At 45.1% G+C, this 16,074-nt stretch carries 16 protein-coding genes; all 16 read left to right on the top strand.

Annotation, left to right across the window (positions count from 1 at the left end):
* Positions 1 to 259 precede the first annotated feature (259 nt).
* The 16 genes from L5M29_RS11140 to L5M29_RS11065 all read left to right on the top strand — a co-directional run bounded on the left by L5M29_RS11140 (position 260) and on the right by L5M29_RS11065 (position 15,909).
* Positions 260 to 715: a hypothetical protein gene (locus L5M29_RS11140; protein ID WP_028761762.1), complete on the top strand. Its 456-nt coding sequence runs from the start codon at positions 260 to 262 to the stop codon at positions 713 to 715.
* Positions 716 to 983: 268 nt separating this feature from the next.
* Positions 984 to 2,468 carry an NAD(P)H-hydrate dehydratase gene (locus L5M29_RS11135; protein ID WP_263167850.1) on the top strand — a complete coding sequence of 495 codons (1,485 nt, stop codon included), beginning with the start codon at positions 984 to 986 and terminating at the stop codon, positions 2,466 to 2,468.
* Positions 2,469 to 2,570: 102 nt separating this feature from the next.
* The gene (tsaE, locus tag L5M29_RS11130) at positions 2,571 to 3,029 is read left to right on the top strand and encodes a tRNA (adenosine(37)-N6)-threonylcarbamoyltransferase complex ATPase subunit type 1 TsaE (RefSeq protein WP_028761764.1); all 459 of its coding nucleotides are present in this window, start codon (positions 2,571 to 2,573) and stop codon (positions 3,027 to 3,029) included.
* An 8-nt stretch (positions 3,030 to 3,037) separates the two neighbouring features.
* Positions 3,038 to 4,495: an N-acetylmuramoyl-L-alanine amidase gene (locus L5M29_RS11125; RefSeq protein ID WP_263167848.1), complete on the top strand. Its 1,458-nt coding sequence runs from the start codon at positions 3,038 to 3,040 to the stop codon at positions 4,493 to 4,495.
* 13 nt (positions 4,496 to 4,508) lie between these two features.
* Positions 4,509 to 6,422: a DNA mismatch repair endonuclease MutL gene (gene mutL, locus L5M29_RS11120; RefSeq protein WP_411569042.1), complete on the top strand. Its 1,914-nt coding sequence runs from the start codon at positions 4,509 to 4,511 to the stop codon at positions 6,420 to 6,422.
* Positions 6,415 to 7,341, top strand: coding sequence for a tRNA (adenosine(37)-N6)-dimethylallyltransferase MiaA (gene miaA / locus L5M29_RS11115; RefSeq protein WP_263167845.1), 927 nt, complete (start codon positions 6,415 to 6,417; stop codon positions 7,339 to 7,341). The genes mutL and miaA overlap by 8 nt, the downstream gene beginning before the upstream one ends.
* 92 nt (positions 7,342 to 7,433) lie before the next feature.
* A complete protein-coding gene (gene hfq / locus L5M29_RS11110) occupies positions 7,434 to 7,706 on the top strand; it encodes an RNA chaperone Hfq (RefSeq protein ID WP_006084207.1) in 273 nt (90 codons plus the stop codon).
* Positions 7,707 to 7,729: 23 nt separating this feature from the next.
* Positions 7,730 to 9,037 carry a ribosome rescue GTPase HflX gene (gene hflX / locus L5M29_RS11105; protein ID WP_028761769.1) on the top strand — a complete coding sequence of 436 codons (1,308 nt, stop codon included), beginning with the start codon at positions 7,730 to 7,732 and terminating at the stop codon, positions 9,035 to 9,037.
* A gap of 36 nt (positions 9,038 to 9,073) precedes the next feature.
* Complete coding sequence (gene hflK, locus L5M29_RS11100; RefSeq protein ID WP_028761770.1) at positions 9,074 to 10,213, top strand: FtsH protease activity modulator HflK; 1,140 nt, start codon at positions 9,074 to 9,076, stop codon at positions 10,211 to 10,213.
* 3 nt (positions 10,214 to 10,216) lie between these two features.
* A complete protein-coding gene (gene hflC / locus L5M29_RS11095) occupies positions 10,217 to 11,110 on the top strand; it encodes a protease modulator HflC (protein WP_113939145.1) in 894 nt (297 codons plus the stop codon).
* A 370-nt stretch (positions 11,111 to 11,480) separates the two neighbouring features.
* Positions 11,481 to 12,071 (top strand): ubiquinol-cytochrome c reductase iron-sulfur subunit, encoded by a 591-nt coding sequence (gene petA / locus L5M29_RS11090; RefSeq protein WP_006080059.1) that lies wholly within the window; start codon positions 11,481 to 11,483, stop codon positions 12,069 to 12,071.
* Positions 12,071 to 13,285 (top strand): cytochrome b, encoded by a 1,215-nt coding sequence (locus L5M29_RS11085; RefSeq protein WP_105250274.1) that lies wholly within the window; start codon positions 12,071 to 12,073, stop codon positions 13,283 to 13,285. The genes petA and L5M29_RS11085 overlap by 1 nt, the downstream gene beginning before the upstream one ends.
* Entirely contained in the window at positions 13,285 to 13,983 is a 699-nt protein-coding gene (locus L5M29_RS11080) for a cytochrome c1 (RefSeq protein WP_105250273.1), read from the top strand. Before L5M29_RS11085 ends, L5M29_RS11080 begins: the two co-directional genes overlap by 1 nt.
* Before the next feature lie 96 nt (positions 13,984 to 14,079).
* Positions 14,080 to 14,709, top strand: coding sequence for a stringent starvation protein SspA (gene sspA, locus L5M29_RS11075; RefSeq protein ID WP_006080065.1), 630 nt, complete (start codon positions 14,080 to 14,082; stop codon positions 14,707 to 14,709).
* On the top strand, positions 14,709 to 15,146 hold the full coding sequence (locus L5M29_RS11070) for a ClpXP protease specificity-enhancing factor (protein ID WP_105250272.1): 438 nt from the start codon (positions 14,709 to 14,711) through the stop codon (positions 15,144 to 15,146). The genes sspA and L5M29_RS11070 overlap by 1 nt, the downstream gene beginning before the upstream one ends.
* 178 nt (positions 15,147 to 15,324) lie before the next feature.
* Positions 15,325 to 15,909: an anthranilate synthase component II gene (locus tag L5M29_RS11065; RefSeq protein WP_263167843.1), complete on the top strand. Its 585-nt coding sequence runs from the start codon at positions 15,325 to 15,327 to the stop codon at positions 15,907 to 15,909.
* The last annotated feature ends 165 nt before the right edge of the window (positions 15,910 to 16,074 follow it).

The raw sequence follows: 16,074 nt of genomic DNA, 5'->3' as shown, positions 1-16,074 counted from the left end.
TGCACAACCAAAGACTTACGAATACCCTTTGGGAAAAGTGCGTTGAGATCTCTTTTGGTTTTTCTCTTTTATACAAAACAGTGTGATAGGATTTAGATGCGTGATCTATAGCGTGTTTCTTCAAGTTTTCCTAAATTAGATAGCTGCGTGAAAGTTAAATTATGACCTTGTTCAAATATTCGTAACGCTTTTACTCACATAATGGAATTAGACAAAATTAATAGCGCCAAGTAGTTGGCCTGACAATGGAGTGCATTATATGCGTATTCAACAATTACGTGATCTACTCGAGTATGTGGCAAATTGCCGCTTAGATATGGCGCAACTCTATGGCCGACTCAATAATCAAGCTGACTCGGCTCGTGTGAAAATGATGTTGGAGTATTTTGAATCACACCAAAAAACCATGGCAGAAAAACTGCGTGATTATATGGATGAAGCACCACATCGTATTCTTGATACTTGGTATAAAGACTTCACTTTTGAAGACTTTACTAAGCGTTGCCAAGATACTATGTTGCCCGCAAACATGAATGAAGATGATGTGCTCAACTTACATTTAGACCTAGAGAATCGTCTGATTGGTTTGTTAGAAAAAACAGTTAACTCAACCACGGCGGAAGATGCGCGCAATGCGTTAGCCAATTTGATCCGAGTAGAGAAAACTCAGCAGCAACGTCTAGTCCATAGTACGATTCGGATGGACGATATCTAAATCGTCATTTCTTCTCGATTCTCAAAGCCAGCCCAGTGCTGGCTTTGGTTTTTATGTCGACTTTGTATCGGCAACTTTTACTCTACTTTGCTCCATTTGGGCGGGTTTCTGCGCCTGAACTGATTTACGTCATAATTTCTCGCTGCTTTTTTTGCTACTTTCTTGATCTATTGGCTGATTTTTATTGGCCTTGCTCAATTCTGCCAAGACTTCTATGGTGAGATTACTCATTGTGAAATGGAGTCATTGGTGTCTAAGGAGATCCTTCATGGCACAAGATCTATCGCAATTTCCCAAAGCTCTATACACCCAAACACAAGTTCGCGAAGCTGAACTGAGTGCAGTGTCTCAGGGAGTATCTAGTCTCTATGAATTGGTCGAGCGTGCTGGCGCGGCGGCTTTTGAGTGTTTAGCGAAACATAGCTCCAAAGTCTTACCTGTGTTAATTCTTGCTGGCAGCGGTAACAATGGTGCCGATGCTTTAGTGTGCGCCCGTCTAGCCCGTGCCAGTGGTATGGACGTTTCTGTGATGATGACGTCAGCGGCAGGCACGCCTGAGTGTCAGCAAGCATTGACCCATTATCTTGCTGAAGGTGGAAAATTACTGCCGTTAGAGGTTGAACCTATTCTCGCAGCGAAAATCATAGTCGATGGTCTGTTAGGTACGGGGGTGCGTGATGCTGTACGCGACGATATGGCTAAATATATCCGTGCCATCAATGACAATTCGGCTTGGGTATTGAGCCTTGATTTACCCTCTGGAGTCATTGCTGATACAGGCGCCGTAGCAGGTGTTGCTGTGATGGCGGATATCACCTTATGTTTTGGTGGTGTAAAGCAAGGTGTGTTAACGGGTAAGGCGCGGCATTACAGTGGCGAGCTTGAATTTGCAGATTTAGGATTAACGCCTTTCTTTGCTGAAGCGAGCGCACAAAGAGTAGGAAGAGAGACTCTTAAGGACTATTTTGCCGCCCGAGCACGGGATAGCCATAAAGGCCAATCGGGCAAAGTCACTGTCATCGGCGGTGATATAGGTATGGCTGGGGCTGTGAGACTGGCAAGTGAGGCTTGCCTACGTGCAGGCGCGGGATTAGTCACTGTGATCAGTCGACCTGAGCATCAACTGACGGTGAATGTCTCCCGTCCTGAACTGATGTTTTGGGGTTGTGATTTAGTCGATATGGAAGTGTATCTGCGCCTTGGTTGGGCGCAGGTTATCGTGCTTGGCCCTGGTTTAGGTAAGCATGACTGGGGGTATAATTTGTTTAAAGCCGTGGGCTTGAGCGATAAGCCTTGTGTTTTAGATGCCGATGCATTGAATCTGCTCAGTAACGAACCAAGGCGCCAAACGAATTGGGTATTAACACCACATCCGGGTGAGGCGGCGCGTTTACTTGGTTGTACCGTGGTCGATATTGAACAGGACAGATTTGCCGCTGTTCACGCGATACAGCAAAAGTACGGCGGTGTTGTATTGCTAAAGGGCGCAGGAACGGTCATTTTTGATGGTCAGCAAATGGTAGTTGCACCAGTCGGCAACCCTGGGCTTGCCAGTGGTGGGTGTGGCGATGTGTTATCTGGTATTATAGGCGCGCTCATGGCTCAGGGAATGGATAATATGCAGGCAACTGTGCTTGGCGTAGTCGTACATGGTTGCGCCGCTGATCTTGCAGCAATACAGGGAGAACGGGGTATGTTAGCGAGCGATTTAATGCCTTTTATTCGCCAATTAGTGAATAGTGATTTACTCTAGGCGGAATGTGAGACTCAAGCGGGGCTGGACTTTGTTATGTGCCCTGTGCCTTTTTAGGATTGAGTCGCTTCTCCATCAATAACAGCAGTGATATAAGCGGATATGACAGAGTTAACTTTTTTCTTAGACAACGAAGACGACACTATTGCGGTTGGGCAAAAATTAGCCCGCCATGTCCAAGCGCCTTTGACTCTGTATCTTACGGGTGATTTAGGAGCCGGTAAAACGACGCTGAGTCGTGGCTTAATTCAGGGATTGGGCCATAAAGGTGCCGTTAAAAGCCCGACTTACACTTTAGTTGAACCTTATGAGTTAGAAGGTGTCGAAGTTTATCATTTTGATTTGTATCGTTTAAACGATCCAGAAGAACTCGAATTTATGGGGATCCGCGATTACTTTACGGATAAGAGTCTGTGCATTGTTGAATGGCCAGATAAGGGAGAGGGTTTACTGCCCGCTGCCGATGTCCATATGCATTTAAGTTATCAAAATAGTGGGCGAGAAATACGCATAGAGGCCTTGTCTGAGCCAGGTGAAAAGTTATTAAAAGCGATAAAATAAAAACTAAAATGATAAAAAATAACCCGTATTTTCAAATTATTATTCTTTCTTTATGTTCTTTTTTCTCTGTGGCGGCCCATGCTGCTAATCAGTTAGAAAGCGTACGTATTTGGGCCGCGCCTGAGTCAACTCGAATCGTGTTTGACTTGAGTGGAGTGCCTGATTACACCTATTTCTCTTTAGATGGCCCTAATCGTTTAGTGGTGGATTTAAAAAAGACCACTGCTAAAGTTGTGCTTAAAAATCTTGAAAACAACAGTAAGTTAGTTAAGGGCGTGCGGATCAGTAAGTCACCGACTAAAGGTGATTTGCGCTTAGTGATCGATCTCGTAAAACCATTGAATGCAAGCTTGTTTTCTTTGCCTGTTACTGCGCCCTATGGCAATCGTCTAGTGGTTGATTTAGAAGATAAAACGTTAACTACGGCAACGGCTATCGTGTCATCTACACCCGTTAAAACTGTCACCCAAGCGGCGCAATCATCCCGCGATATTGTCATTGCTATTGATGCGGGTCATGGTGGCGACGATCCTGGCTCCATTGGTCCTTCTGGTGTTTATGAAAAAAAGGTCGCCCTAGAAATCGCCAGACGTGTTTCCAGCAAAATCAATGACACGCCAGGCATGCGTGCTGTGATGATCCGTACTGGTGATTATTTTGTGAATTTAAATAAACGCTCTGAACTGGCGCGCAACAGTAAGGCAGATCTGCTGATTTCTATCCATGCGGATGCCTTTACTTCGCCCAATCCACGTGGCGCCTCCGTATGGGTGCTATCAATGCGTCGTGCTAATAGTGAAATTGGTCGTTGGTTAGAGCAAAAAGAGAAGCATTCTGAGTTGCTGGGCGGCGCGGGTGAGATTATCCAAAACACGGATAATGAACAGTATTTGGCTATGACGCTGCTCGATATGTCAATGAACAGTTCGATGGCAATTGGCCATTCTGTAGCGGGGGATATTTTAAAAGATTTAGGTGGCGTGACTCAATTGCATAAAAGTCGCCCTGAGTCCGCGAGTTTAGCTGTGCTGAAGTCACCGGATATTCCTTCAATCTTGGTTGAAACGGGCTTTATTTCAAACCCTAAAGAAGAGCGTTTACTGTCGAGTAGTCGCCATCAAGAGAGCATTGCCAATGCTATTTATAAGGGTGTGAGCCGTTACTATCATAACAATCCGCCAGCGGATACTTTGCTTGCCCAAAGAAGGGGAGGAAGCTCTAGCAGTGCTAAGCCGGCCAAAACCACAGCAAAAGCATCTGCAGAAAGAATGCCAACTGAAAGAACACCTACAGCCTATGTTGGCGATGCGGTATCGACAAAGGTTAAACATAAGGTCCGTCGCGGAGAATCTTTATCTGCAATCGCGCAACGTTACAGTGTGCCAATGTCCAGCATCAAACAAGCGAATGGAATGAAATCCGATGTGGTGCAGTTAGGGCAAACGCTAGTCATACCCCAGAGTTAAATAGGAAAGCATGATGGGCATTCAGATCCTGCCTCCGCAATTAGCCAACCAAATTGCGGCGGGGGAAGTGGTTGAGAGACCCGCTTCCGTAGTCAAAGAATTGGTCGAGAATAGCCTCGACGCAGGAGCGAGCCGAGTCGATATTGAAATCGACAAAGGCGGCAGCAAGCTGATTAAAATTCGCGATAACGGCTCTGGTATACCTAAAGATGAACTCGCGCTGGCCTTATCGCGCCATGCGACCTCAAAGCTGCACACTTTAGACGATCTTGAAGCGATCCTTAGTTTTGGTTTCCGTGGTGAAGCGCTAGCCAGTATCAGCTCAGTCTCACGTTTAACTTTAACTTCACGCACGGCTGAGCAAACCGAAGCATGGCAAGCCCATGCTGAAGGTGCCGACATGGCAGTTAAAGTGATGCCTGCCGCGCATCCAGTAGGTTCGACGATTGAAGTGGTGGATTTATTCTTTAATACACCGGCTCGTAGACGCTTTTTAAAGAGTGACAAAACCGAATTTACCCATATCGATGAATGGTTAAAGCGCATTGCATTAGTGCGTGGGGATATCCATTTCACGCTGACGCATAACGGCAAGACAGTACGTAATTATCGTCCCGCCATGAATGAAGTCCAGTATTTACAGCGTTTGACGCAAGTGTGTGGCCGTCCATTTGCCGAGCAAGCGCTTAAGATTGAATGCCAACACGATGATTTGCGCCTCAGTGGCTATTTGCAGTCACCTTGGTCACCGGTTATCAGCGATACCCATTACTTTTATGTCAATGGACGCCTTATCCGTGATCGCTTGGTCAATCATGCAGTGCGTCAAGCCTTTGCCCAAAAAGCAGAACTTGAGCAACCCGGCTACGTGCTGATGTTGGATATCGATCCTCATCAAGTGGATGTTAACGTGCATCCCGCTAAGCATGAGGTGCGATTCCATCAGAGTCGCTATGTGCATGATTATATTCTGCAAGCATTGCAATCGGCGCTGGAAGAAGCAGGAGAGCTCAACTTCGTTGACTCTAGTTCTTTGGATGAGGTTGAAGATGTGTTTGTGGATGCTCCAACAAGCACAGCTGAAATATCTGCTCCTTTTGCACTTGGAGCTGATTCAGCTCAAGTTAATGCGCAAACTGATACACTTGAGTCTGCTCAAGATGCAGTTGTCCCTGCCGTTCAAGTAAAGTATGTAGGTGCAGGACGAGAAGGCGCCAGTTTTGGCACTCAAACCAATGCTTTTGGCAGCATGACAATGCCAAGAGACAGCAGCCGTGGCAGTTATTCTGTAGGTGAATCTCGACAACGTACTGAATTACCGTCAAAGGCGGCAATAGCAAGTTATGGTGCTTTACTGCAAACCCCTTCTTACAGTGTAAAAGATCAAGATTATCAGTCTGTGTTACCTATGCCATCGATATTAGATGGGCAATATTGGGTGATGACGTCGGAAGATAAACTCAGTCTATTATCAATAAAATCAGTAGCATTGGCGACGCGATGCCAAGAGATTGAAGCTAAACTAGCGACGGGGTTAATTGGTCAGCCTTTATTGATGCCAGTGTCTGTCGCGGCTGATGCGGATTGGCAGGCTGTGCTCACTGAACACGACACGCTGATCCGCCAATTAGGTTTAGAACTAACAATTCGTTACCAGCAGTTGATTATTAAAAAAGTGCCCCCATATATCAGAGAGAGCCAGTTAGCCAAAGTGATCCCTGAGTGGCTACAATCGCTACGTTTTGAAACACCTGCGCCGAGCGCATTGGCATTTTGGTTGGCAAAACACAGTTTAACGGGATTCGTTTCGGCACCAGAAGTCTGGGCAGCATTTTCGCAGTTAGCTGAAGAGAAAAAACAGCTTATTGCCAACAAAGCGATATTCTTACCTTGGCAATCGTGGCTAGAAGAGCAAGCAAGTGAATAAAGAATTACAGCCTAAAGTGTTATTTTTGATGGGGCCAACGGCCTCAGGTAAGACAGCTTTAGCATTAGAATTGGCCGAAAAGCATAACTGTGAAATCATTTCGGTCGATTCGGCATTAATTTATCGTGGTATGGACATTGGCAGTGCCAAGCCTTCAGCAGACGAACTGGCTCGTGGGCCGCACAGATTAATTGATATTCGTGATCCCAGTGAAAGCTATTCGGCAGCCGACTTTAGAGCCGATGCAATAGCCCAGATAGAAGAGATTGTCAGCATGGGGAAAACGCCAGTATTAGTTGGCGGAACCATGATGTATTTCAAAGCGTTACTCGAAGGTTTGTCACCTTTGCCGAGTGCGGACGACGCCATTAGGGCCGAGATCCAAGCGGAGGCGGATGAAAAGGGATGGGAAGCACTGCATGACCAATTAAGGGAGATAGATCCCGTGTCGGCAGAAAGAATTCATCCTAATGATCCACAAAGACTTTCAAGAGCGCTGGAAGTCTATAGAATAAGCGGCAAGAGCATGACTGAGTTGACTCAGACCAAGTCAGCTCCCTTGCCTTATGACGTAGTGCAGTTTGCTATTGCACCGCGCGAGCGCAAAGTGTTACATGACTTAATAGCGCAACGTTTTGCGATTATGCTCAAACAGGGCTTTATTGAGGAAGTCACAGAGCTAAAAGCCCGCGGAGACTTGCATTTAGACTTGCCTTCAATGCGTTGTGTCGGTTATCGACAGTGCTGGCAATACCTAGATGGTGAGTTTGACTATGATACTATGGTCGAAAAAGCGGTTGCTGCTACTAGGCAATTGGCTAAGCGTCAATTAACATGGTTGCGGAGTTGGCCAGAGTTGAATTGGCTTGAAAGTGGTGCTGAGGGGAATTTAGTTATACTTATGCGTCAATGCCGCTAGCTTATTAGCCCTTGCTGTATAATACTAAAACTAAACAAAAAACTATCACTGATATCGATTTATTTTATATAAATTAAAAAGGAAATAATAAAATGGCTAAGGGGCAATCTTTACAAGACCCATTTTTGAACGCATTGCGTCGCGAGCGCGTTCCTGTATCAATTTACTTGGTTAACGGCATTAAACTCCAAGGACAGGTAGAGTCGTTTGATCAATTTGTCATTCTGTTGAAAAATACAGTGAGCCAAATGGTTTATAAACACGCTATTTCTACTGTCGTGCCAGCACGCCCATTCAACGTTACTGGTCACCAAAATGCCCAAGGCGGATATGGTGCTCAAGATGATGCGCCTAGTGGCGAATAAGTATTATCTGAGGAGTTTGCTTCTTGTTTGATCGTTATGAGGCGGGAGAAACTGCGGTTCTTGTCCATATCGACTTTTCCGATGAGGAACGCCGAGAAGATTTAGTCGAGCTGCAGCTATTAGTAGAATCAGCTGGGGCAAGATCAGTCGGGGTGATTACTGGAAGTCGACGTTCACCGGATCGCAAATTTTTTGTGGGTTCTGGTAAAGCCGAAGAGTTAGCTGCATTAGTGGCGGCGACTGAAGCCAATGTGGTGATTTTTAATCATGCATTGAGTCCAGCCCAAGAGCGTAATCTTGAGCAAGTGTGTCAGTGTCGAGTGCTCGACCGTACGACACTTATTCTCGATATTTTTGCCCAAAGAGCGCGAACTCACGAAGGTAAGTTACAGGTGGAGCTAGCGCAATTGCGCCATATGTCGACTCGCCTGATCCGTGGTTGGACGCATCTTGAAAGGCAAAAGGGCGGTATTGGTTTACGTGGTCCAGGGGAAACCCAGCTCGAAACCGATAGACGTTTGCTCAGAGGACGGATTAAAAATATCAACAAACGCTTAGAGCGAGTTGATAAGCAACGTGAACAGAGTCGACGTGCACGTAAGCGTAGTGATTTGTCGACAGTTTCATTAGTCGGCTACACAAACGCGGGTAAATCAACGCTGTTTAATGCCCTAACATCATCTGATGTTTATGCTGCAGATCAGCTATTTGCCACACTCGATCCTACGCTAAGAAAGTTAGATTTACCTGATGGTGCCGTGATATTAGCGGATACTGTCGGGTTTATTCGTCATTTGCCCCATGATCTCGTTGCTGCATTTAAGGCAACCTTACAAGAGACAAGGCAAGCTGAGTTATTACTACACATAGTTGATTGTGCAGATGAAAACATGGCGGATAATTTTGATCAGGTTCAATCTGTACTGAAAGACATCCAAGCCGATGAAGTCATGCAACTCGTGGTCTGTAACAAAATCGATTTACTCGAAGATGTGACGCCAAGAATTGAATATAACGACATAGGCAAACCCGTTCGAGTTTGGGTGTCAGCACAGAAGCGTTTAGGATTTGATTTGCTCTTGAAAGCCATCACTGAGCTTATTGGTGAGGTGATTAAAGAGCTAACACTTAGAATTCCGGCAACTGCTGGACATTATCTTGGCCAGTTTTATCGACTGGATGCGATACAGCAGAAAGAGTACGACGATCTGGGGAACTGTATTTTGTCTGTTCGTTTATCGGACGCCGATTGGCGCCGATTAACAAAACAGAGTCAGGGTGAGTTAGAAACCTTCATCTTCGAAGATTCGATAGATGAAGCTGTTTGTTAATAATCTAATTTATTTCATCCACTTATGGAGTGCTAAATGGCTTGGAACGAGCCCGGTAACAAGGGTAATGATCCTTGGGGAAATAAAGGTGGTAACGACAAAGGACCACCGGACCTTGACGAGGTTTTTCGTAATCTTTCAAAGCGCTTTGGCGGCAAAGGAAATGGCTCTGGCCAGTCTTTTAGTTCGTTTAGCCTAATCATCATTCTTGCTGTTGCTGTAGTTGTTTGGGGACTTTCGGGTTTTTATACAATTAAAGAAGCTGAGCGTGGTGTGGCACTGCGATTTGGTAAACACGCTGGCGAAATTGGTCCTGGACTTCATTGGAAAGCCACATTTATCGACCAAATTTATCCCGTCGACATTCAATCGGTTCGCTCTATTCCTGCGTCTGGTAGCATGCTGACATCCGATGAAAACGTCGTGAAAGTTGAGCTTGATGTTCAGTATCGTATTTTAGATGCTTACTCATATCTATTTAGTGCCGTCGATGCGAACGCCAGTTTGCGTGAAGCGACTGACAGTGCACTGCGTTATGTCATTGGACATAACAAGATGGATGATATTCTGACTACGGGCCGTGATGCTATTCGTCGCGATACGTGGAAAGAGTTAGAGCGCATTCTTGAACCGTACAAATTGGGTCTTGCTGTTGTTGACGTTAACTTCTTACCGGCACGTCCGCCAGAAGAAGTGAAAGACGCCTTCGATGATGCGATTTCTGCCCAAGAAGATGAACAACGTTTTATTCGTGAAGCTGAAGCTTATGCCCGTGAAATTGAACCAAAAGCTCGTGGTGAAGTTGAACGTATGGCGCAACAAGCGAATGCTTACAAAGAGCGTGAAGTCTTAGAAGCTCGCGGTAAAGTGGCTCGTTTTGAGTTGTTATTACCAGAGTATCAAGCTGCGCCTGAAGTGACTCGTAAGCGTTTGTATCTTGATACAATGCAGCAAGTGATGACAGATACGAATAAAGTGCTGATTGATGCTAAGAACAACGGCAACTTAATGTACCTACCGCTAGATAAGTTAATTCAGCAGAAGCCTGCGACAAATGAGCTGGAAGCTAAGCCACAGCAAAATGTTAATTCTTCATCTGTATCAACGACTCGCGCGAATGAGCCTTTGAGTGGACGTCCATCCCGCGATGATCGTACTCGCCAAGGGAGGGAGTAATCCATGGGTAGATTAAGCGTTATTCTTATCGCCGTGCTCTTAGGTATTGGTTTGTCATCTTTAATGGTGGTGAATGAAGGCGAGCGCGCTATTGTGGCGCGTTTCGGTGAAATTTTAAAAGACGACGTTGACGGTAAGCAAGTCACCCGCGTCTACGGCCCAGGCCTGCACATGAAAGTGCCTGTGATCGATAAAGTAAAATTACTCGATGCCCGTATTCAAACACTTGATGGTGCAGCTGATCGTTTTGTAACTTCAGAGAAGAAAGACCTTATGGTCGATTCCTATGTGAAGTGGCGCATTATGGATTTCGAAAAATATTACCTGTCTACAAACGGTGGTATTAAGTCGAATGCAGAATCGCTATTACAACGTAAGATCAACAACGATTTACGCACAGAGTTTGGTCGTCGCACTATCAGAGAGATTGTTTCTGGTAAGCGTGATGAACTGCAAAATGATGCGTTATCCAATGCCTCAGAAAGTGCAAAAGACTTAGGTATTGAAGTTGTTGATGTGCGTGTAAAGCAAATCAATCTACCGGCTAACGTCAGTAACAGTATTTACCAGCGTATGCGTGCAGAGCGTCAAGCTGTGGCAAAAGAGCATAGAGCGCAAGGTAAAGAACAGTCTGAAATTATTCGTGCAACGATAGATGCCAATGTGACGGTGAAGATTGCCGAAGCTGAACGTAAAGCCTTAACCATTCGAGGTGAAGGAGATGCGTTAGCAGCGAAGATATATTCTGATGCTTACAACAAAGATGCTGAGTTCTTCGGTTTTGTTCGTAGCTTAGAAGCTTATCGAGCCAGCTTCTCAGGCAAGTCCGATATTATGGTGTTAGAGCCTGATAGCGAGTTCTTCAAGTATATGAAGAGCACTGCACCTAAGAAGTAATGCATTAAAAGTATTGATTTAATAGGTCCTGTTACTCAGGGCCTATTTTTTTATCTGGCGATTGTTAACTTAGTTTGAAAAGTCTGGGCTAATTTATATTAGCGATGCATGCTTTATGCCGATGTCACAGACAAGAAGCTTAAAATATGATCCAAATGAATTAAAATGGGTTAATAGTTGGGTCTTTTTTAGGCTTTTTTTAAAAAACACGCAATCTCCCTAACTTACTTGCGTGTTTTCACTATGATCTGCTTCTAATTTTTAGCTATAATGAGCCCCGCTTCAAACTTCGATTTTTGACCCTAGTGATGACTAAGGGCTGAAAGTCTTTGAAATATAAAAATTCCAACACCCTCTGGGAGATAAGTGGATGAGCAATGCGCCAGTCGATACCGGACGTCGCAGATTCCTGACAGCCGCAACCGCCGTAGTAGGTGGTGCTGGTGCCGTCGCTGTAGCGGTTCCTTTCATCAAGTCATGGAATCCGAGTGCCAAAGCGAAAGCTGCAGGTGCACCGGTCGAAGTAAATATCAGTAAAGTAGAGCCAGGTCAGCTGATCCGTGTTGAGTGGCGTGGAAAACCTGTATGGGTTGTCCGTCGCACAGATGCTGTGATCAATGAACTGCCAACACATGATGATAAGTTAAGAGATCCTGCTTCTGCTGAGATGCAGCAGCCTGATTATGCAACAAATCCTTTGCGCTCAATTAAGCCAGAGTATTTTATTGCTGTCGGTATTTGTACCCACCTCGGATGTTCACCTACTTATTTGCCAGATTCATTTGGTGAGCAAGTTGAAGGTGTCACTTCTGGTTTCTTCTGTCCATGTCATGGCTCTAAGTTCGATATGGCTGGTCGCGTTTTCCAAGGCGTACCTGCTCCATTGAACCTAGTTATCCCTCCACATCAATACGTTGATGATGGCACCGTGATTATCGGTGTAGATAAAGGAGTGGCGTAATGGTTAAGAATTTAATTAATTGGATTGATGCGCGTATCCCAATGACGGCGACTTATAACCGTCACGTGGGCCAGTACGCTACGCCAACTAACTTTAACTTTTGGTATTTTTTCGGTTCGCTAGCGATGTTGGTATTGGTTAACCAATTACTGACAGGTATCTGGTTGACGATGAACTATGTACCAACAGCAGAAGGCGCATTTGCCTCTGTTGAATACATAATGCGTGATGTTGAATACGGTTGGTTACTGCGTTATATGCACTCAACGGGTGCATCAGCCTTCTTCGTTGTGATCTATCTGCACATGTTCCGTGGTTTAATTTACGGTTCATATCAGAAGCCTAGAGAACTACTGTGGCTGTTCGGTATGTTAATTTTCCTCGTGCTGATGGCCGAAGCCTTTATGGGTTATTTGCTGCCATGGGGTCAAATGTCATATTGGGGCGCGCAGGTAATTATCTCTCTGTTCGGTGCGATTCCAGTTATTGGTGACGACTTAACCCTGTGGATCCGTGGTGACTACGTGATCTCTGGCGCAACGCTGAACCGTTTCTTTGCGCTGCACGTTATTGCTCTGCCGCTAGTATTAGTCGTACTCGTATTTTTACACTTAATTGCGCTGCATGAAGTGGGTTCTAACAACCCTGACGGTATCGAAATCAAGAAGAACAAAGACGAAAATGGCTGGCCAGTTGACGGTATTCCATTCCACCCATATTACACTGTAAAAGACATCATGGGCGTCGCGGGCTTCCTGATTGTATTCTGTTACGTGTTGTTCTTTATTCCTGAAGGCGGTGGTTACTTCCTTGAGAAGCCAAACTTTGAAGCGGCTAACTCGATGAAGACTCCTGAACACATTGCACCCGTTTGGTACTTTACTCCTTTTTACGCCATTTTACGTGCTGTGCCTGATAAATTGGGTGGCGTGATAATGATGGGTCTATCGATTGCAGTACTGTTCGTATTGCCTTGGTTAGATCGCTGTAAAGTGAAGTCAGTTCGCTACCGTAGTACGCTACATAAGCTGAATATTGCTCAATTTGCTATATCTTTCATAGTATTGGGTTATTTAGGGGTAGTGCCTGCCACGCCGACGCTGACGATAGTTGCACAGGTGTTTACTTTCACTTACTTTGGTTTCTTTGTGGCGCTGTGGGTATACAGCAAGAATGAAAAAACTAAACCTGTTCCAGCGAGGTTGACACACTAATGAAAAAATTATTGATTGCATTAGTTACCTTGTTGCCGACGTTGGCTATGGCCGCGAGCGGACATAAAATTCATTTAGAAGATGCCAATGTTGATCTGCATGATAAAGCTTCTTTAGAGCGTGGTGTGGACCTGTTCCAACATTACTGTTCTGGTTGCCACAGCACTCAGTATCAACGTTATGAACGTGTAGCGACCGATATCGGTATCTCTGCGGATGATATGCGTAATAAGTATATGTTCACCGATGCTAAAATTGGTGAGTTGATGCAAAACGCTATTCCACCTAAAGATGCTGCTAAATGGTTTGGTGCTACACCGCCAGACTTAACTTTAGTTGCTCGCGTGCGTGGTGAAGATTGGGTTTATTCCTATCTGAAAGGCTTCTATAAAGATCCAAGTCGCCCATTTGGTGTGAATAACACAGTATTCCCATCTGTTGGTATGCCACATGTACTCGAAGAGTTACAAGGCACACCAGTTAAACAAGAAGATGGCACTATTGTGGTGACTGGCGGTAAATTGAATGCGGAAGAATACGACCAAGCAGTACGTGATATCACTGGCTTCTTAGTTTATTCGGCTGAACCTGTTAAGCTAGAGCGTCAAGCTATGGGCTGGTGGGTACTCGGATTCCTATTTATATTCTTTATTGTGGCCTACCTCTTGAAGAAAGAGTATTGGAAAGATGTACACTAGGCACCAATAACGGGTAAAATGTAATATCCGCATAGTGTAAACGGGGGGCTTTGCCCCTCGTTTACTTTTGTTTTATTTCGATTCTGGAGGGTATCAATGGCTGTTGCTGCCAACAAACGCTCTATCATGACACTGTTTTCAGGTGCTGATGATCTGTATAGCCATCAAGTACGTATCGTGTTAGCTGAGAAAGGGGTTACTGTTGATGTTTTACAGGTCGACCCTAACGAAATGCCTGAGGATTTGCTCGAAGTAAATCCATATAACTCAGTGCCAACTTTGGTAGACCGTGAACTCGTTTTATACGAATCACGCATTATCATGGAATATTTGGATGAGCGTTTTCCTCATCCGCCTTTGATGCCAGTTTATCCAGTGTCTCGCGGCCAAAGCCGTTTGATGATGCATCGCATAGATACAGACTGGTATTCGCTCGTTGACCGTATCCGTAAAGGTGATCGTGTTGAAGCGGCTCGTAAAGAGTTGACTGAAAGCCTGATCGCAATTGCGCCTATCTTCGGTGAAGTGCCTTACTTCATGAGTGAAGAATTTGGTCTAGCGGATTGCTACCTTGGCCCATTGTTGTGGCGCTTACCTGTATTAGGTATTGAGCTAGATAGCCGTGTAGCTAAAGATATCAAAGCGTATATGACACGTATTTTTGAGCGTGAATCGTTTAAAGCTTCTTTAACTGAAGCCGAACGCGAAATGCGCATGGGTATGTAATGAAACCTTTGACTCCAAATCGTCCTTATTTACTAAGGGCTTACTATGATTGGTTGATGGACAACCAATTGACTCCTCACGTTGTGGTTGATGCCTTTGTTGAAGGCACTCAAGTACCGCAGCAATACGTGAAGGATGGCCAGATAGTGTTGAATATTGCTGCTGGCGCAGTGGGCAATTTGCAAATTAGCAATGAGTGTGTGGAGTTCAATGCGCGTTTTGGTGGTGTTCCTCAGCAGGTGATGTTGCCAATGGCGTCGATTGTCGCTATTTATGCCCGTGAAAACGGTGCTGGCACTGTCTTCGATATCGAAGATGCTTACCTGATGGACGATGAAGTCGATTCATCTTTATCCGTTGTTGAAACAACAGATAAAGCGTTTGAACCGACAGATGAGCCCCCTAAACGTCGCAGTCATTTAACTGTGGTTAAATAACTGTGGTGAAATGCCCAAGTCGTTTAAAAACTAAGCCAGTCTAATGACTGGCTTTTTTGTTGCTGTATTTTATCGCCGTAATTGGTTAAACCTTAAATACAAGGTGTGATAGCATTTGCGCCCGCATTCATCCGTTAGATATGCGTTACCTTTACCCATTTAGACCAATGGATCTTGTATGTTGCTAATGATCGATAATTACGACTCTTTTACCTTTAACTTAGTGCAGTATTTTCAGCAGCTAGGGCAAGAGATAGTGGTTAAGCGTAATGACGAAATTAGCCTAGCCGACATCGAGGCGCTTGCGCCTAGTCATCTGGTGATTTCGCCCGGACCTTGCACACCTAATGAGGCGGGGATCTCCCTCGCGGCGATTGAACATTTTGCTGCGCGCATGCCAATCTTAGGTGTCTGTTTGGGACATCAGGCGATGGCACAGGTTTTCGGTGCCAATGTGGTGCGTGCCGAACGGGTAATGCATGGCAAGGTCAGTGCCATTGCGCACACTGGACAGCGGTTATTTAAGGGATTAAATCAGCCTTTAACCGTGACACGTTATCACTCGTTACTGGTTGATGCTGTGCCTGAAGGTTTTGTACTCGATGCTTGGTTTGACGATGCAATTCACGGCCGAGAAATCATGGCCATGAGCCATCAAGACTTACCGCTTTATGGGGTGCAATTTCATCCCGAATCAATTCTCACCGAGCAAGGTCTCGAACTGTTAGCCAATTTTTTAGCGCAACCGGCTGTGCCCGTATAATTTCCTCGCCTTAAAAACTCTCCACACTATCAATTTCTGTTACAAGATTTATCCTTCTTTTAAGCAAGTTTAGCGATTAACTATGCTATAACTGCCGCAAAACTACGCGAATAGGCGAAACCAGCAGATAAGTAGACTGGGTCATTTAGCCATTGCGATAACAAT

Origin of the sequence: Shewanella sp. SM95, assembly GCF_025653595.1 — a bacterium.
Classification (GTDB): Bacteria; Pseudomonadota; Gammaproteobacteria; order Enterobacterales; family Shewanellaceae; genus Shewanella; species Shewanella oncorhynchi.
This window is presented reverse-complemented; position numbering and strand designations above follow the sequence as displayed.